At 49.0% G+C, this 22,491-nt stretch carries 22 protein-coding genes; 17 read left to right on the top strand and 5 right to left on the bottom strand.

The genetic code is table 11. The features are described from left to right. The first annotated feature begins 90 nt into the window (after nt 1–90). From L9P87_RS06590 to L9P87_RS06580, 3 genes are read left to right on the top strand one after another with little or no spacing between them, the layout of a single operon-like run. Entirely contained in the window at nt 91–681 is a 591-nt protein-coding gene (locus L9P87_RS06590; RefSeq protein ID WP_237443880.1) for a sigma-70 family RNA polymerase sigma factor, read from the top strand. Next, nucleotides 678–1,388 (top strand): ChrR family anti-sigma-E factor, encoded by a 711-nt coding sequence (locus L9P87_RS06585; RefSeq protein WP_237443879.1) that lies wholly within the window; start codon nt 678–680, stop codon nt 1,386–1,388. The genes L9P87_RS06590 and L9P87_RS06585 overlap by 4 nt, the downstream gene beginning before the upstream one ends. 52 nt (nt 1,389–1,440) lie before the next feature. Next, nucleotides 1,441–1,893 (top strand): pyridoxamine 5'-phosphate oxidase family protein, encoded by a 453-nt coding sequence (locus tag L9P87_RS06580; RefSeq protein ID WP_237443878.1) that lies wholly within the window; start codon nt 1,441–1,443, stop codon nt 1,891–1,893. Here L9P87_RS06580 and L9P87_RS06575 read toward each other — a convergent pair. Continuing rightward, nucleotides 1,890–3,170, bottom strand: coding sequence for a cysteine desulfurase family protein (locus tag L9P87_RS06575; RefSeq protein ID WP_237443877.1), 1,281 nt, complete (start codon nt 3,168–3,170; stop codon nt 1,890–1,892). The genes L9P87_RS06580 and L9P87_RS06575 overlap by 4 nt on opposite strands. 149 nt (nt 3,171–3,319) lie before the next feature. Between L9P87_RS06575 and L9P87_RS06570 the strand changes: the two genes are divergently transcribed. From L9P87_RS06570 to L9P87_RS06555, 4 genes are all read left to right on the top strand, one after another. Further along, the gene (locus L9P87_RS06570; RefSeq protein ID WP_237443876.1) at nt 3,320–4,249 is read left to right on the top strand and encodes a 2-hydroxyacid dehydrogenase; all 930 of its coding nucleotides are present in this window, start codon (nt 3,320–3,322) and stop codon (nt 4,247–4,249) included. 140 nt (nt 4,250–4,389) lie between these two features. Further along, on the top strand, nt 4,390–5,589 hold the full coding sequence (gene bshA, locus L9P87_RS06565) for an N-acetyl-alpha-D-glucosaminyl L-malate synthase BshA (RefSeq protein WP_237443875.1): 1,200 nt from the start codon (nt 4,390–4,392) through the stop codon (nt 5,587–5,589). Beyond that, nucleotides 5,552–7,747: a cation:dicarboxylate symporter family transporter gene (locus L9P87_RS06560; protein WP_237443874.1), complete on the top strand. Its 2,196-nt coding sequence runs from the start codon at nt 5,552–5,554 to the stop codon at nt 7,745–7,747. The genes bshA and L9P87_RS06560 overlap by 38 nt, the downstream gene beginning before the upstream one ends. A gap of 2 nt (nt 7,748–7,749) precedes the next feature. Continuing rightward, nucleotides 7,750–8,151, top strand: a complete 402-nt coding sequence (locus L9P87_RS06555; RefSeq protein ID WP_237443873.1) for a DUF333 domain-containing protein — start codon at nt 7,750–7,752, stop codon at nt 8,149–8,151. 14 nt (nt 8,152–8,165) lie between these two features. Here the strand turns inward: L9P87_RS06555 and L9P87_RS06550 are convergent, their stop codons facing one another. Beyond that, nucleotides 8,166–8,939 (bottom strand): enoyl-CoA hydratase/isomerase family protein, encoded by a 774-nt coding sequence (locus L9P87_RS06550; protein WP_237443872.1) that lies wholly within the window; start codon nt 8,937–8,939, stop codon nt 8,166–8,168. A 414-nt stretch (nt 8,940–9,353) separates the two neighbouring features. Between L9P87_RS06550 and L9P87_RS06545 the strand changes: the two genes are divergently transcribed. The 4 genes from L9P87_RS06545 to L9P87_RS06530 all read left to right on the top strand — a co-directional run bounded on the left by L9P87_RS06545 (nt 9,354) and on the right by L9P87_RS06530 (nt 13,054). Next, entirely contained in the window at nt 9,354–10,820 is a 1,467-nt protein-coding gene (locus tag L9P87_RS06545) for a carbon starvation CstA family protein (RefSeq protein ID WP_237443871.1), read from the top strand. 123 nt (nt 10,821–10,943) lie between these two features. Continuing rightward, nucleotides 10,944–11,243 (top strand): 4a-hydroxytetrahydrobiopterin dehydratase, encoded by a 300-nt coding sequence (locus L9P87_RS06540; protein WP_237443870.1) that lies wholly within the window; start codon nt 10,944–10,946, stop codon nt 11,241–11,243. A 36-nt stretch (nt 11,244–11,279) separates the two neighbouring features. Further along, entirely contained in the window at nt 11,280–11,774 is a 495-nt protein-coding gene (locus L9P87_RS06535) for a hypothetical protein (protein ID WP_237443869.1), read from the top strand. Between the two features lie 500 nt (nt 11,775–12,274). Then, nucleotides 12,275–13,054 (top strand): hypothetical protein, encoded by a 780-nt coding sequence (locus L9P87_RS06530; RefSeq protein ID WP_237443868.1) that lies wholly within the window; start codon nt 12,275–12,277, stop codon nt 13,052–13,054. Here the strand turns inward: L9P87_RS06530 and L9P87_RS06525 are convergent. Continuing rightward, nucleotides 13,051–14,121 (bottom strand): DUF481 domain-containing protein, encoded by a 1,071-nt coding sequence (locus tag L9P87_RS06525; protein ID WP_237443867.1) that lies wholly within the window; start codon nt 14,119–14,121, stop codon nt 13,051–13,053. The genes L9P87_RS06530 and L9P87_RS06525 overlap by 4 nt on opposite strands. A gap of 251 nt (nt 14,122–14,372) precedes the next feature. Between L9P87_RS06525 and L9P87_RS06520 the strand changes: the two genes are divergently transcribed. From L9P87_RS06520 to L9P87_RS06505, 4 genes are all read left to right on the top strand, one after another. Continuing rightward, nucleotides 14,373–15,626, top strand: coding sequence for a cytochrome P450 (locus tag L9P87_RS06520; protein WP_237443866.1), 1,254 nt, complete (start codon nt 14,373–14,375; stop codon nt 15,624–15,626). Nucleotides 15,627–15,861: 235 nt separating this feature from the next. Beyond that, entirely contained in the window at nt 15,862–16,629 is a 768-nt protein-coding gene (locus L9P87_RS06515; protein ID WP_237443865.1) for a glucose 1-dehydrogenase, read from the top strand. A 145-nt stretch (nt 16,630–16,774) separates the two neighbouring features. Continuing rightward, nucleotides 16,775–17,002, top strand: coding sequence for a hypothetical protein (locus L9P87_RS06510; RefSeq protein ID WP_237443864.1), 228 nt, complete (start codon nt 16,775–16,777; stop codon nt 17,000–17,002). A 72-nt stretch (nt 17,003–17,074) separates the two neighbouring features. Next, on the top strand, nt 17,075–17,452 hold the full coding sequence (locus L9P87_RS06505) for a hypothetical protein (protein WP_237443863.1): 378 nt from the start codon (nt 17,075–17,077) through the stop codon (nt 17,450–17,452). 49 nt (nt 17,453–17,501) lie between these two features. Here L9P87_RS06505 and L9P87_RS06500 read toward each other — a convergent pair whose 3' ends face one another. Beyond that, nucleotides 17,502–17,876 carry an acyl-CoA thioesterase gene (locus tag L9P87_RS06500; protein WP_237443862.1) on the bottom strand — a complete coding sequence of 125 codons (375 nt, stop codon included), beginning with the start codon at nt 17,874–17,876 and terminating at the stop codon, nt 17,502–17,504. A gap of 311 nt (nt 17,877–18,187) precedes the next feature. On the opposite strand from L9P87_RS06500, the gene L9P87_RS06495 reads away from it, so the two are divergent. Then, nucleotides 18,188–19,399 (top strand): leucine-rich repeat domain-containing protein, encoded by a 1,212-nt coding sequence (locus tag L9P87_RS06495; RefSeq protein ID WP_237443861.1) that lies wholly within the window; start codon nt 18,188–18,190, stop codon nt 19,397–19,399. A gap of 64 nt (nt 19,400–19,463) precedes the next feature. On the opposite strand, the gene L9P87_RS06490 is transcribed toward L9P87_RS06495, so the two are convergent. Beyond that, nucleotides 19,464–20,372 carry a LysR family transcriptional regulator gene (locus tag L9P87_RS06490; RefSeq protein ID WP_237443860.1) on the bottom strand — a complete coding sequence of 303 codons (909 nt, stop codon included), beginning with the start codon at nt 20,370–20,372 and terminating at the stop codon, nt 19,464–19,466. A gap of 107 nt (nt 20,373–20,479) precedes the next feature. Here L9P87_RS06490 and L9P87_RS06485 point away from each other — a divergent pair, with 107 nt between their 5' ends. Beyond that, nucleotides 20,480–22,447, top strand: a complete 1,968-nt coding sequence (locus L9P87_RS06485) for an alkyl/aryl-sulfatase (protein ID WP_237443859.1) — start codon at nt 20,480–20,482, stop codon at nt 22,445–22,447. Nucleotides 22,448–22,491 lie beyond the last annotated feature (44 nt).

Raw genomic sequence — 22,491 nt, 5'->3', positions numbered from 1 at the left:
GAATGCAGTGATCCAAAATATTGTCACTGGCGTATAACCAATAACAGAATCAATTACTGTCCTTAACCAGCCAACGGTACTGTCAATATTATGGCCGCTGAAACAGATAAAAAACCGTCGAAAGATGCGATATTGTGGCAGCAATGCCTGATCCGTATCGGCGATGAGCAAGATGAGCAGGCATTCAGCCAATTGTTTGATATTTTTGCGCCCAAGATACGCGCCTTTAGTCTGGCGGCACAGCCTGGCGCCTCCATGGTTGCCGATGAATTGGTACAGGATGTAATGCTGAAGATTTGGAACAAGGCGCACCTTTATCAACCGAAAAAGGCCGCCGCTTCTACTTGGATTTTCACTCTGGCCAGAAATGCCCGTATCGATTATCTGCGCAAGAACGGCCGCTATTCATCGGACATAGATCCAGAGGATATATACCTCAATATTGTCGACGAAAGCCAAGATGTTTTCGCCGCCACACAGCAGAAGCAAGATGAAGATAATATTCGACTTTCGATGGCTCAGTTGCCGGTAGATCAGCAGCAGGTGTTGGCCAAGGTCTATATGGAAGGCAAGAGTCATCAGCAAACAGCCAATGACTTGGCACTGCCCTTAGGGACGGTGAAGTCGAGAGTGAGATTAGCATTGAGCAAACTAGAAGTAATTATGAGGAGAGCGTTATGATGACCTCAAACACAGCGGTTAAATACCACCCCAGCGATGATCAGCTGATTGATTTCAGTGCCGGTTCTCTGCCAATGAGCAGGGCGCTGACTATCTCAGCGCATATCGATCAGTGTGCTGTCTGCCAGCAGAATATCAATAAGCTGCAGTTGCTGGGTTCGATTCAGTTGGAAACCATCGCTTCGCAGCCGGTGGCTGACACTGTTAAGGCCTCGGTATTGGCCAAGATCAGTGCCGCCAAACAACACCCTACACCACGGCCAAAGCCTGCTGCAGAGCAAGCGCCAAAGCGTGTCGGCGGGCTGACGATTCCCCGTTGTTTGTCGCGCTGGGTGCCCGATGATTATCAGTCGATTAAGTGGACGAAAATCACCAGCAGCGTCTTCCTCAGTGAGCTATGCACCGACGGTAATGGTGCCAAGGCCTCATTGGTAAAGGTCAAAGCCGGCGGAAGTATGGCGCATCACGGCCATAGTGGTGAGGAAGTCACGGTGATATTACAGGGCAGCTTTTCCGATCAGGATGGCAGCTACAATCCCGGTGACTTTATCTTCCGTAAAAGTGGCGATAAACACCAGCCCGTTGCCACGCACGATCAGGACTGTATTTGTTTGATTGTACTCGATGGCCCTGTGCAATTTACCGGCTTCTTTACCCGCTTGCTAAACCCCTTTCTGCGGTTAACTCACCCGGTACCATCATTTTAGTCATTTCGCCGAGGCCAGCCTCGGCTATTTTTGCCCTATAACGGAGTTAACTATGCAGGCAACAGTGCTGGCAAAAAGTGATTGGGATTTGGCTGCCATTGAGCAGTTTTTACGTGTTCAAAATACCCCCATGCGCATCGCGGTCATGGACAGCGACGGCTTTCCCATGATTTGCTCGGTGTGGCACCAGTATCGGCAGGGCAATATCTATGCCGTTGCGCACAAAAATAGTAAGCTAATCAGAAAGCTGCAGCAGACACCGCAATGCGCATTCGAGGTTGCATTGAATAAGCCGCCCTATAAAGGGGTGAGAGGACAGGCGGTTGCCACCATTGGCGAACAGGATGCGGCGTCTCAATTGGATGACTTACTCAACCGGTTTATCGGTGACGGCTACGATCAGTTGCGTACCTTTCTCAGTAGCCGCGGTGAAGACGAGCGTGTTATCACCCTGACCCTGGGCAAGATAACGGCCTGGGATTTTAGTGGCCGTATGCAGGCCTAATAGTCTTTGTTGTTGAGATGATTCACAATTAACGTTGCGGCGCGGTCTACCTCGGCCTGGGTATTATAGGCGCCGAGACTAAAGCGCACAGAGCCTGCCGACTGTAGAGAGCCTTTACCCAGCAGGTTGATCGAGCCTGAGCAAGCCTTGCCTGCGGTAAAGGCCAGTTCCCCCCCCAGTTGCAGTAACAGATCCAAACCTTGGCTGCCGATGAACGAGCAGTTTAGGGTATTGCATAAACGCAGGGTATCATTGGTGCTGCCATTGATGTCGACGCCATCGCCGAGAGCATGTTTTAGCTGCTGCCATAGGCTATTGCGTAGCGTCATCATCTGCCGTTGGCTGCTGGCAATGTCCTTGTTAAGCAGTTGTTTGCATGCCTCACCCATTCCCACCGCTAAAATCACATTGTCAGTACCAGAGCGGCGCTGCTGTTGCTGTCCTGCGCCCCGTATAAAGCTACTGATCTCAGCGTCGATACCGTGGCGAATATAGAGGGCGCCAACGCCCTTGGGGCCGTAAAATTTATGGGCGCTGAGTGATAATAAGTCTGCGTTGAGCTTGGCCACGTCGATGGTTAGTTTGCCGGCAGAGCACACCGCATCGACATGAAATAAAACCTGCTGCTGCTGGCACCACTGGCCAATGTCGGCAATTGGCTGGATCGAGCCGAACTCATTGTTGGCGTGCATTAAGGTGACTAACAAGGTGTCTTCGCGCAGGTGTTGCTTTAGCTCAGCCGCATCGAAAAATCCCTGTTCGTCGACGGATAAATAGCTGACTTCAAAGCCGTGATTGGCGACCAAGTCTGCCAGTGGCTCCAGGGTGGCTGGGTGTTCAATCGGCGAACTGATAATGTGTTTTTTAGGTTGTGCTGAGGCAAGGCTGTGAAAGGCCGCGCCGTAAATAGCGTGATTGTTGGATTCAGTGCCACCGCTGGTAAAAATAACTTCGTTGCTCTGGCAGTGGAGGTAATCGGCGACCTGTTGACGGCTGTGTTCCAGCGCCTGCTTGGCACCATTGCCAGCCCAGTGGGGCAGCGAGGGATTACCAAAGGCCGTTGTATCGCTGAGGTAATCAATCATCGCCTGAGCAACCTGCGGGTTCAGCGGCGTCGAGGCATTGTTATCGAAGTAAATAGGCGGTGTCGAAATAGGCATAGGCTGTTCACACAGTAAAAATATGAGCCCAAGCGTAAACCCTGGTATCAACTCTGGCAACTCTGGCAACTCTGGCAACTCTGGCAACTCTGGCAACTCAGGGAACAACCAAGCCATATTATGACCTGTTATTTATTGCGACTCTGTGAGCAGTCAATGTTGATGAAGGATTAAAATTGTAGGTTTCACTATGTTTGAATACTATAAAATTGAGTGTAACTAACGTTTTTCAGTTTTTTGGTCATGAGTATTTAATAGGTTGAGTGATGTCGATTGCGATATTAAGTAGTGATAAAACGGACGGTAGCTGGTTTAAGGCGCTGACAGATTTAGCACCTGATATAGCCATTGAGCAGTGGCCTAATATTGATGATGCGAAGCGTGTAGAGTTTGCTCTCTGTTGGCAGCATCAACCAGGAACCCTGCTGCCGATGGTTAATCTGCGTTGTATTTGCTCGATGGGGGCTGGTATTGATCATCTACTGAATGATCAACAGCTGCCCCAGGGGCTGCCGGTAGTACGTTTGATCGATCCGCTGTTGTGCTCATCGATGTTCGAATATCTATTATCGGCTATTATGCAGCAGCTGCGTCACTGGTCTCACTACCGTCAACAGCAGCGACAAGAATCCTGGACACCCAGGTTAACCGCCTCTATCGAGCAGACTAAGGTTGGTATTTTAGGGTTGGGCGAGCTGGGCAGTTATAGCGCCAAGAGATTGGCGGCCATTGGTTTTCAGTTATCTGGCTGGTCACAGAGTCAAAAAGAGATACCGGGGGTGGCAAGCTATCGTGGGGACGCAGAATTGTCAGCCTTTATCGGCGAGCAAGATTTCATTATTTGCTTGTTGCCACTGACAGCTAAGACCGACGGTATCTTGAATCACAGCCTGTTTCAGCAAATGAAGGCCGGCAGCTATTTGATTAACGTTGGCCGGGGTGGCCATGTGGTCGAGAAGGACTTGTTGGCGGCTTTGGCCAGCGGTCAATTGGCGGGTGCATGCCTCGATGTCTTCCAGCAGGAGCCGCTGCCTTCTGGTCATCCATTTTGGCGCTGCGATAACTTGGCGCTGACCCCCCATTGCTCGAGCATTACGGATCCGGTCTCAGTGGCTCCGCAAATCATTGAGAATTATCGGCGTATGCAAGAAGGGCGGCCGTTAGTTAATGAGGTTGATATGAAAAGAGGATATTGAGAACCGGAAATTTCGGCACAATTTAACTTGCCAACCGGCCTTAAAGCATTGTTAACTATCAGAGTTGTCATATTGATACTGTGCAAATATTAATAACCAACTACTCTATAGCGTTATTAGCGCGTTTTAGGTGATAAATCATGCAAATCGGAATTGTATGCCACCCAAGTATCGGTGGTTCTGGCTTGGTAGCCACTCAGCTCGGTCTAGGTTTAGCCAAACTAGGCCATCAGGTTCATTTTATCTCGCAATCGCGACCGTTTAAGCTCGCCGAGCATACGAAAAACGTTCATTTCCACTCCGTCGAGGCGATTCATTACCCGCTATTTCAAGACCCCTTATATACCTTCGCTTTAACCGCTAAAATTGTCGAGGTGGCAGAGCGCTACCGACTCGATGTGGTGCACGCGCATTACTCTATTCCGCACTCGTTGTGTACTTATTTAGCCGGCGAGATATCAACGGTCAAGTTTGCCACGGTAACGACTATTCACGGCACCGATGTAACCGTTGTCGGCCAGGATAAGCCGCTCTATCCGCTCAACCAGTTCAGTATTAATAAGTCGAATATGGTGACGACAGTGTCGGCCTTTCAGCGGCAATATGTCTATGAAAATTTTGAGGTAGAGAAGCCTATTGAGGTCATTCATAACTTTATCGATCTCGACGATTTCTCACCAGCCAAGGCGGCACCGTCGGTGCGTCGAACCATGGCCAGTGATGATGAAAAAATCGTCATGCATGTGTCAAATTTCAGACCGATAAAGAATAGCGAGGCGGTTATCACTGCGTTTCATCTGTTGTTGAAACGGGTCAAGGCGCGGTTGGTGCTATTAGGTAGTGGCCCGGATATAGAAGTGATGCAGTCGCGATGTCGGCTGTTAGGCATTGAACAACAGGTGACGTTTATGGGGGATGTCTGTCATGTCGAAGACTATTTGCCCAATGCGGATTGCGTGATTCAGCCGAGTTACCGAGAGTCCTTTAGCATGGTTTTGCTCGAGGCAATGGCCTGTGAGGTGCCGACGGTCAGCAGTAATATCGATGGCATTCCCGAGGTTGTACAGCATGGGGTGACTGGGTTTATAGCTGAACCCGATGATGTGGTGGCGATGGCTGATTACATGGCTGACATCTTATTACACAGCGAAAAACAACAAACAATGGGTCGAGCTGGGCGGTTGAGTGCGGCAAAGAGATTTAACCCTGATGACAAGGTGGCTGAGTATCTAGCTTGTTATCAACAGGCGGTGTCAGAGGCATCAAGTAATTGGTCTGCAGTCGCACCGGGAGAGATACATTATGACAGTACCCACTTCAGCGGTGGCGCCAACAACTGATAAAAAGCCGATGAGTATGTCGACGTTGGTATTGCTATCCTTTGCCGCCGGTATTATATCGGGTCTGTTTTTTGGTGATATGGTTGCCTGGATGTCGATCATCGGTGATGCCTTCATCAAATTGTTACAAATGACCATCATCCCTTATATCATCGTATCGTTGATATCCAGTCTGGGTAAACTCAGCTTTCAGCAGGCTAAAAGCCTGGGAGTCAATGTCGGCAAGCTAATGTTGATTATTTGGTTTTTCGGCCTGTTGTTGATGTATTTTATAAAATTCACTTTTCCTGAATGGCAGGCCGGAAATTTTTTTAGTTTATCAGAACTGAATGGGCCCGAGCCGGTTGATATTTTGGATATATACATCCCCTCCAATCCCTTCTTCTCAATGTCTAATAGTTATATTCCGGCCATTGTTTTATTTTGTTTAGCCACCGGTATCGCGCTTATTTCCATCGAGGATAAAGAGCCATTATTAAGGCCGCTTGAGTTGTTAGGCGAGGCCTTTAACAAGGTGACGCAGTATATTGTTAAACTGATGCCGATTGGAATATTTGCCATGACGGCAGCGACCGCCGGCACCATGGATTTTGACGAATTTCAAAAATTACAAGTATATTTTGTTGCCCATGTGGTCATGACTATTGTGCTAACGTATCTGCTGCTGCCGGCTATTGTGGCGGTGATGACGCCGTTTAGTTATCGCGACATTACCGGTATTGCCAAGGATGCAATGATTACCGCCTTCGCCGCTGGCAATATATTTATTATTTTGCCACTACTGATCGAGCGCACAAAAGAACTGTTTCATAAGTACAATATTGGCGATAGAAAAACAGACGACTATGCCAATATTATTATCCCAGTGGTCTTTAGCTTTCCTAATCTAGGCAAGTTGCTGACCATTGTTTTTGTGTTGTTTGCCGCTTGGTTTTCGGGCAGTGAAATGGACTTTTTAACCTATGTGCCAATGTCGATTAATGGTCTGATCAGTCTTTTCGGTAGTGTCTATTTAACTATTCCGATGCTGCTTGATTCGCTGGAGCTGTCCTCGGATTTATTTCAGTTATATATGGTCTCCAGCCTGTTTACCAGCCGCTTTACCTCACTGTTAGCAGCGATGAATATCTTTGTTCTTGCTGTTGGCGGTACTGCGATGTTAGCCGGTTTAAGCCAATTCGATATGAAGAAACTGGTTATCTACAGCGTTGTCTCTTCGCTGTTGATGGCGGCGATATTAGCCGCCTCGGCGCTGTTATTACGCTCGGTGGTCAATACCGAGTATGTGATGGATGATATTGTGGTGCAAATGAGTTCGGCGCAAAAATTGCCAGAGCGCGTCACAGCCCATGAGTGGAGTGAGATCGCCAGTACCACCGAGCCGCGTACTGTCGATGAAATTATTGAAAGCGGCGTGCTACGGGTGGGCTATAACCCACTGCAAGTACCGTTCTCTTTTCATAATATTGATGGCGAGTTGGTGGGGTTTGATGTTGAGCTGATGAATACACTGGCGGTTGAGCTGGGCGTCAAAATCGCCTTTCTGCCCTATCGTGCTGATAATGTGCTGGATTTGTTAGCCAAGGGGCGACTTGATGTGTTGATTTCAGGTTTTCAGATGACCACCTCCCGCATACAGTTGGTTGATTTCACGCAGCCGGTATTGACGTTGCATTATGCCTTTGTAGTGAAAGACTATCGTGCCGATGAGTTCTCCAGCGATGAACTGATCAGAAAAGCTGGTGAGATTCGTATTGCCTCGGTCGGTGACTATGCCATTATTCCACATATAGAAGAAAAATTTAGCAATATATCCTTTGAAAACATTGGCTCTGATCAGGAGTTTTTTGACGACGACGGTAAAACCTGGGACGGCTTAATGGTAAGCTTGGAGGCGGGAAAGACGTGGACGATATTGAACCCAAGCTACACGACAATTTATAATAGAGACCATATCAAGTCATACCCCGCAGCGTTTGCTGTTGCCAAGGGTAATACCTCGCTGCATACGATGCTCAATAGCTGGCTGGAAATCAAGCAATCATCAGGCTATGTTGATGACTTATATAGCTATTGGATTCTTGGGGAAAACGCCAAGCCTAAAACACCGCGTTGGTCGGTGATTAAAGATGTATTGCATTGGGTGGATGAAAAGTAAACATGAAGAAAAACCTACGATCAGTTTTAGTCTTTACCGTATTATTTGCTGCGCTGGCCGCTGTCTTTTTTGATGATGATAGAGCGCTGCGCTGTGACGATGTGTCTGCGGTGGAGCAGATGTTTAAAGATGGCCACGGTGATGAATACCCGGTCTGTGTCTTTGAGGGTAATAGGCAGTGTGCCTTAATTGCGGTGCAGAAGGGCCACTGCCAGCCACCGGGAAGAAAGGTGAGTGGCTACTATAACGAGAGTGCTCGTTACTGTGTTATTCACGGTGGTCACTACATTGAAATGCCCGGTGTGAATGGTAGTACGCTCGGCGAGTGTGAATTTAGCAATGGCCGGCATATTGATGCCGACACCCTCTACAAACGCAGTATTAAAAGCTACTTCAGTAACTGATGGGGTGGCTCGGCTCAGCGGTGTTGGTAGTTGGGTACACGCTTCTCTAGAAAGGCTGTCACCCCTTCCATGGCATCGCTGCTGGCCAGGGCGACCTTGGCGCATTCGGCTTCCACGGCCATGCCCTGTTCCAAGGTTAAGTCCTGTGCGGCGTCAATACACTGATGTACAAGATTGATCGCAACCTGGCTGTGGCAGGTAACGGTTGTCATCAACTCAAAGGCTTCCGCGACAACGTCATCAGCGCAGTGGCGGTTGATCAGTCCAATCTGTAAAGCCTCCTCAACCAACACCGCTCTACCGGTTAGTATTAATTCTGTTGCCTTCGCCCTGCCGACCAGGGCTGGTAAGAATTGGCTGCCGCCGTAGGTGGGTAGCACAGCGAGCTTTATCTCGGGCAGTGCCAGCCTGGCGTCAGCACTGGCCACTCTAAAAGTGCAGGCCATTGCCAACTCTAAACCGCCGCCGTAGGCAATACCATGGATGGCCGCAACAGTGGTTATCGGTGACTGATAAATGCGAATAAAGAGCGCTCTGACAGTATCGAGTTTATGTTGGCTCTGTGCCATCGACAGCGTTGCTGCTTCGGCCAAATCCGTACCGGCGCTAAAAATACCGTCGGCGCCAGTAATGATTAGGCCTCGATATGAATTTTCTTCCAGTTGCTCAAAACACGCTGCCAGGCCATCAATAACGCTTTTGCTCAGGGCGTTTTTTTTGTGGCTGCGGGTGATGGTAAAAATCGCATAGTAGTCATGCCAGTCGACATGAAAGTCTTGATGCTGCACGTGGAGGCCTTTTCATATTATGATTTTCCCTGATTCTATCCGACATGATCTGCACCATAAAGTCTGATGCCGATAGATGAACAAGCATTAATCAAATCGTTAGAAAGTTTTCGGTGAGTACACTGGATAAGAGTTAATTATTATCCGAATAAAATTTGATGTATTCGAGTGGTCTTGGTCGGTGGATTTGTATAATCGCCCAGCATGTAAACACGGCATTTAGTAAGGGGATAGGGGGCGCTGTCTCTGGCGATTCTTTGGCGCGACAGAAACACATTACAACCCAATATTACTAAGCTGCACAATGAAAACCATAGACCAGGGTGTTGCAATCACTGTAACGGTTAAAGACGCTTTAAAAGAGTAACTTAACTAGGCTACACTGTTGTAAACACGGAAGGAGTGAATGTTACCATGATTGTCTTTTTTATCTGTATTGCGTTATTGCTATTGGGTTATAAATTTTATAGCCCATTTGTCGAGAAGCAGGCGGGGATTGACCCGACAGCTGAGACGCCACAAAGCCGTTTTGAAGAGGGGGTCGATTACGTTGCGATTCACCCTGTTAAGGCTTTCTTAATTCAGTTTTTAAATATCGCCGGTGTCGGCCCCATCTTTGGCCCCATACTCGGTGCTTTGTATGGCCCCATCGCGTTGGTCTGGATTGTGCTGGGTAATATCATTGGTGGAGCGGTACACGACTATTTCTCCGGTGTGCTGAGTATTAAAGAAGATGGCAAAAGCCTGCCAGAGATTGCGGGCCACTATTTCAATATTTTCTTCAAAGGCATTATGTTGATCTTTACCGCCATGCTGCTGTTCTTCGTAGGTGTGGTTTTTATCATGAGCCCCGCTGGCTTGCTGAGTAACCTTGAGGTTTTTGAAGGAACTATTCTTGCGGGCAATACTTTCTGGGTGCTGGTTATCCTCGGCTACTACTTCATGGCGACGCTGTTGCCAATCGATAAAATCATTACCAAGTTTTACCCGCTGTTTGGCTTGCTAATGATTGTGATGACGGTTTCTATTGCTGTGTCATTGTTGTTCAATGCTCCACACCTACCGGTTACTGGTGACTTTTTTGCCTACTTCCAGCACGGCCATTATGCTCATGATTTCTTAGAACCTAACGCCGAAGGTCTGCCGGTGTGGCCGCTATTATTTATGACCATTACCTGTGGTGCAATCAGTGGTTTCCACTCGACTCAGGCGCCGATTATGGCTCGCTGTTTAACCAACGAAAAGTATGTGCGTCCAGTTTATTATGGCGCCATGATGTCTGAGGGTGTTGTCGGTTGCGTGTGGGCCTTGGCGGGTATTGCTGCTTTCCCAGGTGGTTATGTCGAGCTTAAATCACTGCTGGATCAGGGCGGTCCTGGCCTGGTTGTTAATCATGTTGCCAGCAGTTACCTCGGTGTCTTCGGTGGTATTATGGCGATCATCGCCGTGGCAGTATTTCCGATTACCTCTGGTGATACGGCATTCCGCTCGCTGCGTTTAACCATAGTAGATGCCTTTAACATCCCTCAAAGTATGCGTAACCGTATCTTGCTAGCGGTGCCGATTTTGGTCATTGCCTACTTTATGACCAAGATTGATTTCTCGTTGATCTGGCGTTACTTCGCCTTCTCGAACATGCTACTTTCTACCAGCGTTCTGTGGCTGGCCACAAAGTATCTGTTTGATCGTGGTACCTTCCATTGGATTGTCAGTATTCCTGCCGTTATCGGTACCAGCGTGACGGTCTCATATATTATGAGCGCCGGCATTGGCTTTGGTCTGCCCCATGGACTCGGCACCCCGATTGGTGTTGGCGTCGGTGCTGCTGCCTTATTGCTGCTGATCATTGTCCATAGCAAACGTCAGCCTGTCGCCGCATAAGCGCTCGTGTTAGCTGAAAAGCGATGGCCTTGAGTCATCGCTTTTTTTTCCTTTTTTTAGTGATCATCGTTGCCGCTTGGCTGTTCATACTATACTTATTACCCCGATAGATGGAGCGTTACCATGGCCGATTGCTTAACCCCCGCCGAAATGTCCGCCGCACTCAATGGCATTAACCGCTCACAGCAACAGTGGCGAATAGTCGATGGACGGTTGCACACCACATTTATGTTTTCAGATTTCAGTCAGGCCTTTGCCTTTATGACCCAGTGTGCGTTGGCGGCAGAGAAACTCGATCATCACCCCGAGTGGTTTAATATCTATAACAAGGTTGTCGTCGACTTGATCAGCCATGATGCAGGGGGAATAACCGCACTCGATTTTGCCCTGGCGGCACGAATGAATAACGCCATTAGTCGCTAGTCCTGTTACCCTGTTTTTTTTGGTTGAGGCTGCACAGTGGTATTAGCAATTGATAAAAATGACGTGTTGGTGGCGTTGATCGCGGCACTTGAGGCCACCCATCAACAAGCTGAAAAGGCGGCGCTGCAGGCCTATCAGACGGCAACCGACGTTGAGAATATCGCCGAAAATAAGTATGACACACTGGGGTTGGAGGCTTCGTATCTGGCCCAGGGACAGGCTAAGCGAGTGGCGCAGTGCCTGCAAGATATTCATCAGTATCGGCGGCTGCGACCAACCCCCATCGATCAAGATTCGCCGATTAGTATCGGTTCTCTGGTCTCCTATCGGCAAGATGCTCTTGCCTGCAGGGTGGTCTTTATTGGCCCCGCTGCCGGTGGGCTGAGTTTCGATGTCGATGGCACTGAGGTCGTGGTGGTAACGCCTGTTTCCCCGCTGGGTACATTACTGCTGGGCAGCTATCTCGATGACACTTTGATCACCCGTATTGGCGGCGTCGACAAACGCTATCAAATTATCGGCCACATTTGAAAAACTGTGTAGATAGAGCGCTTTGTTGTTCTATAGCAGTCGTTTTAGGGCGGCTTTATGCACATCAAAATAATACCGCCAGCACGCGGTGGGCGAAGACCGGTATAAAAAGCTTTAGATAACTGTTGATATATATAAGTTATTGATTAATAACTAGTATATATCCTGCTGGTTAAAAAATGTACAATCCGTTCGCCGCCTACAAATAGCGTAGCTTTCGGCGCTATGCCAACATTTTATCCACCAAGTTACCCACAGAAACTGTGGAAATGTATACAACCGTGTAATGTTTGTTCAATTTGTGCCCCGTGTTGCAGAATCGGCTGTTTGCTGTGCTACAGCGAGGTGACCAAGGCCGTGACTTTGGCGCCGAAAGCAAGGTCTTTGAGGGCGTGTTATCGCAGGTCTCCCGAGTATCTAGTGTTAAACAGTAATTAACGCTTAACCTCTGATATGACACTTTGTTACGATGACCTGATTATTGTTAGAGGGGGGACTGAATGCTCGCTATTTTTAACACCAAGCCGCTGCTGCCTGAGCAGAGTGCCGACTGGATCTATCAATGCTTTGCCTGGGCGTTAGCTAATTTTGATCGCCAGGAGTTCAACGAGAGAACACGCTTAATCGAGCCGACTAATGCGTTTTTCCCTGGCCGGGTCGATAGTGTTCACGCCAAGGCCGTCAACATTTTCAGTCATTGTCAGCGCTACGCCGGTTTAAGCCATTGGCCTTTTGTGTTGTTGCCGCCGGAGCAGTTCAGTCAGCAGTCACCCGCCTTACTGGGCTTGACGACAATTGAACGAGATTCCTCGGGTAGTGAGGGGTCGCCAGTTTCGCTGTTGAGCACCGACACGGTATTAGCCCTCAGCTATCAACCGCAACAAACCCTTAAGCCTGAGGATTTGTCATCCAGTTTTGCGCACCTGTTGGCGCAGCATATGGTGGCTCAGTCACAGCAGTTGCCACCGGGTGGTCGAGACTATTTCATCGAGGCGACAGAGGTGGTGGCTATCTTCCTTGGTTTCGGTGTGATGATGGTCAACTCTGCTTATTCATTTAAAGGTGGCTGCGGCAGCTGTTATAACGCCAGTGCGAATCGTCAGGCAAGCTTGAGTGAGAATGAAGTAGTCTTTGCCTTGGCGGTATTTTGTCAGTTGAAAAGTATTCCATACGGGCAGGCAACACGTTATTTGAAGGCGCATTTGCGCGCTAGCTATAAGCGCGCCGTCAAGCAGATTAAGAGTGATATAAAGGCCAATAACTATTTGACGCTGGCTTAGTACTCGATACCAATGCCAACGACGAGACGGAGATCATCACTCTTCGGGGTAATACCGTCTTCATCAGCCTGCGGGTTTTTGGTGTGGTCCCAGTTCAGTGAAATATCAAGATCGAGCATTTTTGTCAGTTCGATTTCGAGACCGGTACTCAAATAGTGGTTGTAAGTGCCTGAGGCACTGTTCACAAAGTTGCCAGAGTAGTTAAGGAAGTAGTCTATATCACCGGTGATCTCGTATTCATAATCGCTGGATAAGCCGAATGAACCGGTATTCTCTCTGTCGTTTTTTCCCTCTTCAACCGTGATGAACTGTGTTTGCTGAAAGGCTGGGCCGGCAACAATATTCCACTCGGTTCGGTCGTTATCAACAATGTCATAACCAAGGCCGGTACCCACGGTGTACTTGCTGTTGATGTTTTGGAATGGGTCATGAAGATATTCGAGGAAAATGGGGCGCCAAAATAGGCGGTCACGAATGAATCGGTCCCAGCTGAAATTAAAACGCTGATTATCCGCGGTTTCCTCATTGTCGAGTTGGCTATAGTTGGCAATATAATCGAAATCTAAACGATTGCCGACGGTTCTGCGCTTAGCTTTTAAGCTGGAGGTTATGTCGACCTGATCGGAGTTGCCCTGGCGAATATTGGCGCCGAGGCTAAATTTAGCCACCCAGTAGTTACTTTCCTTGGCCTCACCGGCGGTGGCGCTGAGGATGGCATGGCGAGAATACCCCTGTTCTTCGCCGTTGAAATGGAGCTGATCATCGATCATGGTGATTTGGCCAACACGGTCAATACCCCCAAGGAATCGCACCTCTAACACCTGTGCGGTGCGTAAACTTTTAATGTCTTCGAGGTCGATGGTGACCTCATCAAGTTCGTCGCTATCGAATTCAACGGCATCGTTGTAGAGCACAATAACCTCGCCCTTGAGCCATTCACCAGAGGTTAACTGCAACCAATCCCATTTTTCAGCCTTCGGTGGCGTTGGGTTCCAGTCCTCATCAGCATGGCTGACGAGCGGGAGTAGCGTAGCAAAGCAAAGGATCAAGAGGACGCGCAGAAACATAGTGGGGTGATACCTGGCAGAATGTCGAAAATAGCGGAGTTGCCGCCGTCGAACTCACTCATAATGACGAGGCGAATATTAATTAGTGGATAACATGAACAAATAGTCTTCCACTGAGTAAAAAAACGGTGTTACATAAATGTATCAGCCAAGTTGAGTATGGCGGAGCAGGGAATTGACTTCAAGTACTGCAACATACATTCGCCAGGATGGCGGCAACCATAACTATAATGATAAAAAGGTGTGACAGAATGACGACCGAGACAACACAAAGCAAAACAGAGCGCAGCATAGAAGAGGTGTTTAATCCTGCCTCGGATGCATACTGTCAAAACCCGATGCCGCAGTGTCGTGCCCTGGCTGAGCGTGGCCCGATGGTTTTTTACCCACCCTGGCAGGCGTGGGTGATGACCGATATTGGCGATATTATGGATTGCTGGCGTCGTGAGTATTTGTCGTCGGACTTTTATGACTGGGAGTTTGCTCCGCAAAAACCGAATGAAGATGATTGGGGTAATTTTGAAAAGGCGTTGATTGGTCATAGCCTGGTTGCCGATCACAGTCATCATCGCTTGATACGCAAGGTCGTCTCGCCTGCATTCTCACGTAATGTGGTCGATGAAATTCAGCGACGCATAGAGCCAGACATCGATAAGCTACTTGCCTCGCTGGGTGAGCCGGCGTCCTTCGATTACATTAAACAAGTGGCCGAGCATATTCCCTTTATCACCATAACTCGTATGATTGGCATTCCTGAGAAGTACTGGGACGAGATAAAACCACTGATAGAGAACTTTACCGAGACTTGGAATCCGACAATATCGGAGGAACGCCGGGAAGAAGTCAGGCAGCAGTGTAACCATGCCATCGATTTAATTAAGTTGGTTATTGCCGAGAGAAGAACGTCGCCAGAGCAGGATGACTTTTTGAGCACCATGCTAGAGCTGGAGGCTGCCAACCCGGATTTCACCGAGTGGGATATTATTACCCTTATCTTGGCGCTTATCGGCGCTGGTGCTGATACCACTCTGATGGCTCAGCAGTGGTCTGTTTATGCACTGGTGAAAAACCCTGATCAGCGTGATGCTGCATTGGCCACTCCCGAGTCCTTCTCAAATGCCTTTACTGAAATTTTACGTTGGAGCATGAATTCAAAAATGGGCTTTGCCCGTTATGCACCGGAAGATATGGAGGTATTAGGGCAGCAGGTGACGAAGGGGCAGCTGGTCTTATTGATGCCGCATCTCGATAAAATGGATCCCGAACGCTTTCCCAATCCAGAGGTGTTGGATGTCAGCCGTAACTTTGATCCAGATATTTTATTCGGTTATGGCCCGCGTTACTGTATTGGTGCAGCAATGGCTAAGCGTCAACTGTATCTCACCATTACCAAACTGTTCGAACGTTTCCCCAACCTGACCTTGGCTGAGGAACCGGTGCGCGATAACAGTAATCATAATTCTATCTGTCTGAAAGAATTGCGTTTGCAGACTAATATCGGTTGATTGGGTCCACACCCCTACGATGATCAAGAGTTATCGAGGGGGTAAAAGTAAAAAAAAAACCACCTCCTTTGGGACTATGTTGAAAAAATATAGTTTGAAAATACTCGATTTAGGGCTTGGTGATAGTGTTAAACTTTTCGTCAACAGATTAACCGCACAGCCGACGCTGTTCTGTTAATTGCTTAACTAATCAGTTCAGATGTCTACTGACGAAAATAATATAGAAGGTATTGGAATGAGTCGTTTGCAGGGTAAAACAGCGATTGTTACAGGCGGTGCACGGGGAATGGGTGAGGCCACTGTTCGTGGTTTAGTGGCACAGGGTGCCAAGGTTGTTATTGCCGATGTGTTAGAGGATGAAGGTGTTGCGTTGGCAGCTGAGCTGGGTGATGTTGCCAGCTTTGTTAAAATGGATGTGACCAGCAAGGCCGACTGGGCCGTTGCTGTCGCCGAGGCGGAAAAGCTTGGCTCATTGAATGTACTGGTCAACAATGCGGCTATTTTACTGCATAAGACCATTATGGAAACCACCGAAGAAGACTTTATGAAGGTGGCGACGGTGAATCAGCTCGGTACCTTTCTGGGTATGCAGTCTGTGTTTGAGGCGATGAAGGCCAACGGCGGCGGCTCTATTATCAATGTCTCCTCTATTGATGGCATTCAGTCTAAGAACAGCCTCTGTGCATACAGTGCAAGCAAGTGGGCTGTCCGTGGTATGACTAAATCCGCCGCGGTAGAAATGGGTAAATACGGTATTCGCGTCAACAGTGTTCACCCCGGCGGTATTTATACCGCAATGCACGGCTCAGAGTTTATCAGTGTCGAACAGGCCAATGAGTTTTATCCCACCCATCCGCTGCCCCGTGTTGGTCTGCCGCACGAGGTGGCCAATGTCACGATTTTTCTCGCCTCAGACGAGGCGACTTACAGCACCGGTGCCGAGTTCATCGCCGACGGTGGCTGGAGTGCCGGCCTGGTTAACCCGGCGCTGCCACAGTTATAAACTGACGTTACCGGTGTTGTAACTCAGCGCCGCAGCAGTTTTAAATTATCGCAGTCGCTGATTTTCTGGCGTAATATCGGGCTTGGTTAACAGGGTTGCCAAGCTTTTTTTATCGCGGAATATAAGGTCAAAAGTAGAGGTTATAATGAATCAAGGCGTGTTGTTTAATGATGATTGGCACTATCACACAGTACATCAATGTTGGTGTTTCAGTGGCCAGCTCGCCGGTGATTTAATCATGATCGCCTGTCGTTCTCTGGATGAGCAAGCCTGTTCGCCGAGCAGTGAGCAAGTGTTGGATGCTGAGTATGCCGCAGAACAGTGGTTGCAAGATAATGACCCTCCGGCGCAGGGCATGGTGTGGCTGCAGTAACGGCAATGCTATCGAATGCCGATGGTCTACGCTGGTGGAGGACTATATACCGAGGGGACACGAGGATATGATGTGAGCAATTTTAACAAGACAATACCTGTCGTTGGCGAGGCTGACAGCGATGCCATTGTCATTACCGAAACGCTGCTTTTTACCCTCAATCAGCTATCTGCACTGGGGCTTTGCTACTCGATAGAACAGGGTGGTGAGGGAGTGAACTTTTACCGTTTATTACTGCATATCGAAGCACAAACAGCGCAATATCATATTGCCGATGCCCCCCGTCAGCGGCTGACCATAAAAATGACCTGTTTCCATCGTCAAGCCTGGGAGTTCGATCCTGCTGCCAGCGATAAATTCATTTTTTTCTGGCCGGTGCAATGTACTGGGGCATTTAGTATTGAACCCTATATTGCACAGCTGCAGCGCTCACTGATCAGATTGGAGTAGCGCCGGGGATAACCGCTGGCCGTGAAGGCTGGCCAGCGGGGAAGAGCGCTTACTCTTCGTGCTGGTAGCCGTGTTCTATGGCCTGTCCGTCTTCGCCAATGGTGACAAAGACGACCTTGTCGACGGTGATAATTTCTGTCTTGGTTTTCTTGTGGCGAATCTGGCAGGAGACGGTGATCGATGTCTTGCCGACAGAGACCAGCTTGGTGCCAATTTCGACGATCTGCCCCACCTCCCCCGGGTTTTTGAAGTTAATCTCTGACATGTGAACCGTGACGAGGTGAGAACGGTTGAGTACACAGGAGGCAAAGATGGCCGATTCCTCATCGATCCACGACAGTGCCGTGCCACCAAATAGTTTGCCGGCGGCGTTGAGGTCAGGGTAGGAGATAATTTTGCGCGTTCTGAATAAGGTATCGTTCATATTTCAGGGCCTTTGGGTCATAAAACGGGGTGCTACTGTTCCGCGTAGAGCATACGATTAGCGTTTTAGTTAAGCAACTAATGGTGACGAAGAACGGCTGTTTCTGTCGCTGTTTTAATCGATGATAACCATTCCTCAGAGTCGAAACTCTTTACGATAATTGACACTTGTCACCTCTGGGTGATGGCGGAGGCGGGTTCTATACTCGGAAACAACTTTGAAGAATGCGTCGCCATAGCAGCCCAGCTGCCTGCGTCTATAGCATGAAGAATGAGTCCCGATAAAAAATAACAATAACGGATGACACGCTAATGAAGACTTATAACAAGATACTGACTGCTGCTATTTTATCCGCTGCCCTATCAGCCTGCGGCGGCGGTGGTGGCAGTAGTAACAGTAGCGCTGGCGCTGCTGGCGCGGATGATCCAGCAGATACGCCCTCAAACCCGCCGGCAGTCACACCGGTTGAAGATCTTATGGCCCCTGCCAATGTCGTTGCGGCGGCGGGTGATAGCATTATCCGCATCAGCTGGGATGAGGTTGCTCAAGCCAATGCTTATACAGTGGTCATCACTTCAGATGTGGGGCAAACAACCACCAGCTGTGTAGCCACCAACAGTTATGCTCCTGTTGTGGTTAATGGCGAGAGTTATTCTATTACCGTGCAAGCGGCTCTGTTAGACGGTGTTGAGTGTACCAATGAGGGCGAGGCATCTGCGGCTCAAAAGGCTGAGCCGTCAGAGATCGCCTTGTCATCTCTCAGCTTTAACGATGTTGCGCTGCAAAATTGTGTGCTCGATCAGGCCAGCTATCTTGACGTCACTACGGTGAGTGAGCTGGATGAACTCGACTGTGGCAGCTTTAATATTACAGACCTAACAGGTATTGGTCAGCTGACGGGTTTAACCAAACATTTATTTTTATTTGATAATGAAATCGCATCATTGCAGCCTTTGTTAGAGTTAATCCCAGGCCGCTTAGAGCAGCTCGATTTAGAAAGCTATAACAGTACGCAAGATGAGGGTGACGATGCAGCCGGTGATATTAGCGCCTTGGCGGGGTTCGAATTTAATGGTGAAGCTGGCAAGTTGTTTTTAGCCAATAACCAGATTGTTGACGCCTCACCATTGGCCGGCAACCTGACTATTGCCATGCTAGAGGTGTCGGGCAATAACATTACCTCGTTGGATGATATTGCCAAGATCCCTCACCTCACTGCACTGTCAATTTGGGAAAATGGCCTGTCAGATCTTTCGGGCTTGGAGGCAGCGGTTAAGCTGGAGTACTTAGAAATTGATGGCAATAATGTCACAGAGGTTGAGTCGCTGGCAAAGCTCGTGAAGTTAACCGAGCTGTATATCACCGATAATAATTTGCGCGACGTGTCCTCGTTGACAGTCTTAACTGAGCTGACTCAGCTAGACCTCGATCAAAACCCAAACCTGGACTGTGATAGCGTTGACATCGTGGTAGCTGCGCTGACTGAGGCAACAATTTATGCTGAAGCCTGTGTGCCGACGTAGGGGCTGTTCTGCATAAAAAAACGAGCCTGCAGGCTCGTTTTTTTATGGCTGAGTTTTGTCGCGGCTAGATCAATTTTGCGACATTTTCTATTGTCTCTCTCAGCCATCGATGCGCTGGTGCTTGGTCGAACTTCTTGGCCCAAATCATATTCAGCTCAATAGGCCGGGTCTTGTAGGGGATGTCGATGGCGCGAACACCAAACTTATCTTGATGCTTCTCGACCAGTCCACGAGGCAGGATGGCGATGGCGTCACACTCGGAGACCGTGGCTAAAATGCTAAATTCTGACGAGTGTTCACAGTAGGTGGGGCGGGCATCTAGTCGCTGTAAAATAAAATAATCAGCTAACGTTAGATTAAAGCGTCGATGACTCAGCAGTACATGCTGCTCGGCTTCAAATTGCTCGATAGAGATGGAGTCTGTAATACGCGGGTGATTCTTTCTCACCAGACAGCACATATCACTGGAGTGTATTTTTAGATTGTTGAGGGAGGGCTGCGGTGGTACGAAAATATCGAGCAGCAAATCGACCGTCTCATTTTCTATATCATGATAAACCTGCTGATCGTCGGCGGGCAGTTGCTTGAACACGATGTCGATATTGGTGTCGGCAATGGCCTGTTTAATCTGCGGCAGTGCCATGTGAATAGCAGAGTCATAGGCATAGACAATAAAGGTTCTGGCCGATGTTTTCGGATCGAACGCTTCTAGGCTGTTGACCACTCTCTCTATATCAATAATCGAGCTGGCCAGCTGGGCAAATAACTCATCGGCTACCTTGGTGGCTTTCGTTGTGCGGCCCTCACGATAGAACAGCTCGCTGTTGAGGCTGCGTTTGAGCCGGCCAATGGCATTGCTGACCGAGGACTGGGTCAGGTCCAGTTCTTCCGCCGAGCGGGTAAAGGATCGGGTGCGGTAGACCGAGATGAATATTCGGAATAAATTGAGGTCTAAATGCTTGAGCTTTGGCATGGCTTTATCTATTCATATTGTGAATACTATCCCTCATCTTAGATGTATTTCATCACTGCTACAACTGGGTTATGGTGGCTATAGAACAAGAATTAGGCTGATTAGCGATGAAATTGACATACATTATGACTTATTTGGCTCTGGCCCTGGCTGCCACAGCCTTTGCGGATGAGGCGGTGGTCTTGGATTATCAGGGCAAACCGGCCACGGCCGCGACTATTGCGCAGAATAAGGCGTTTGCTGTCGACCTTAATTGGCAGGACGTGACGGCGTTTGAGAATGCTAAAAAAGGCTTGATCGCCCCCTTCGATCAGAACACGGCCGATTTAATGCGCAACGATTACCTGTTCATTAATCAGACCATGCCCGATTCAATCAACCCGTCGCTATACCGGCAGGCAACATTGAATATGGCGGCCGAGGGTCTGTATCAGGTTAGGGAGGGTGTCTATCAGGTGCGGGGCGCCGATCTGTCTAATATGACGCTGATTCGCAGTGATAACGGCTGGATTGTGCTCGATGTTTTACTCACCCGTGAAGCCGCCAAGGCCTCGTTAGAGTTCGCCCTGGCGAATATGCCAGAGGGTGGTGAGGCGCCGGTGGTGGCGATGATTTACTCGCACTCCCACGGCGACCATTTCGGTGGCTCACGGGGGGTTACCGATCTGTTCCCCGATATTGATATTTACGCTCCGGTGGGCATGACCGAAGAAGTCATCAGCGAAAACCTGCTCGCTGGCAATGCCATGTCACGACGCACCGTCTATCAGTACGGCTCAGGCTTGCAGGCACATCCCCACGGCATTGTCGATGCGGCCTTGGGTAAGGCCTTGTCAGAAGGCAGTATCGACTATGCCCTGCCGACTCAATTGTTTAATCAGCAGCAGCGCCAGGAGAGTCATACCATTGACGGCGTTGAGCTGATTGCCCTCGATGTGCCGGGTGCCGAGGCACCGGCTGAAACCGTACTGTACTTCCCCGCCATGAAAATGCTGTGGACGGCGGAGTTAACCTTTCACGGCATGCACAATATCTATACCTTGCGCGGCGCCAAGGTACGCGATGCGCTGGCTTGGTCCAAGTATATTAACGAGATGTTGGTGTTTTGGGGGGATGAGGCGGAAACCTTGATCGCCTCCCACTCCTCGCCAATTTGGGGCGGGCAGAATATTCGAGACTTCTTGACCCTGCAGCGTGATAACTATGGCTTTGTTCATAACCAGGCAATGCGCCTGGCCAATAATGGCGTAGTGATTCAGGACATCGGTGAGGCGTTAGAGGCGCTGGTGCCGGCGACGATTAAGCAGTCATGGGCCACCAATGGCTACCATGGCAGTTATAGCCATAACGCCAAGGCGGTTTACAACCGCTACCTCGGCTATTTCGATATGAACCCGGCCAATCTTAATCCGTTACCAACCCTGCCAGAGGCCTTGAAATATGTTGAATACATGGGCGGCAGCCACCACATACTGAAGCGCGCTCAGCAGGACTATACCGCTGGAGAGTATCGTTTTGTTTCGACAGTGCTCAATCATCTCGTGACTGCGGAGCCTGGCAACATAGCAGCCCGCGAGTTGTTAGCCGATAGCTATGAACAGCTAGGCTATCAGGCGGAAACAGCCGGTTGGCGCAATATCTACTTAACCGGTGCGCTGGAGTTGCGAGAGGGCATACAGCACACGGCGCTCAAGCCGCCCTCGAAGGATGTAATGGCCGAGCTAACCTTTGCTGAGTTGTTTGATCTGTTGGCGGTGCGTGTGGATAGCAACGAGGCCGAAGAGATTGGCTTTGTAAACTTTAATGTGATCGACCCAAGTAACGGCGTGATTACCTATGTTGAACTCAGTAATGCCAATTTAAATAATATTGTGGTCGCCGAGGCGCGTCCTGCGCAGGCCACGTTAACCATTAGCAGTAAAAACTTTGTCGATTTTATGATCGGCGAACGCGGCATTACCGGTTTGATTTTTAGTGGTGATGCCAGCGTCGATGGCAATCCATTAGCGATATTAAAGGTGCTGTCGACGTTGGTCGAGCCAGATCCTTATTTCGCCATTGTGCCGTCTCAATAAAAATTAAATATCAGTTAAAATTTAAAATATAAACGAAAAATAAC

The sequence above is a fragment of the Sinobacterium norvegicum genome, assembly GCF_923077115.1.
Lineage (GTDB): Bacteria > Pseudomonadota > Gammaproteobacteria > Pseudomonadales > Sinobacteriaceae > Sinobacterium > Sinobacterium norvegicum.
The sequence above is the reverse complement of the archived record's forward strand: the minus strand, read 5'-3'. Positions and strand labels throughout refer to the sequence as shown.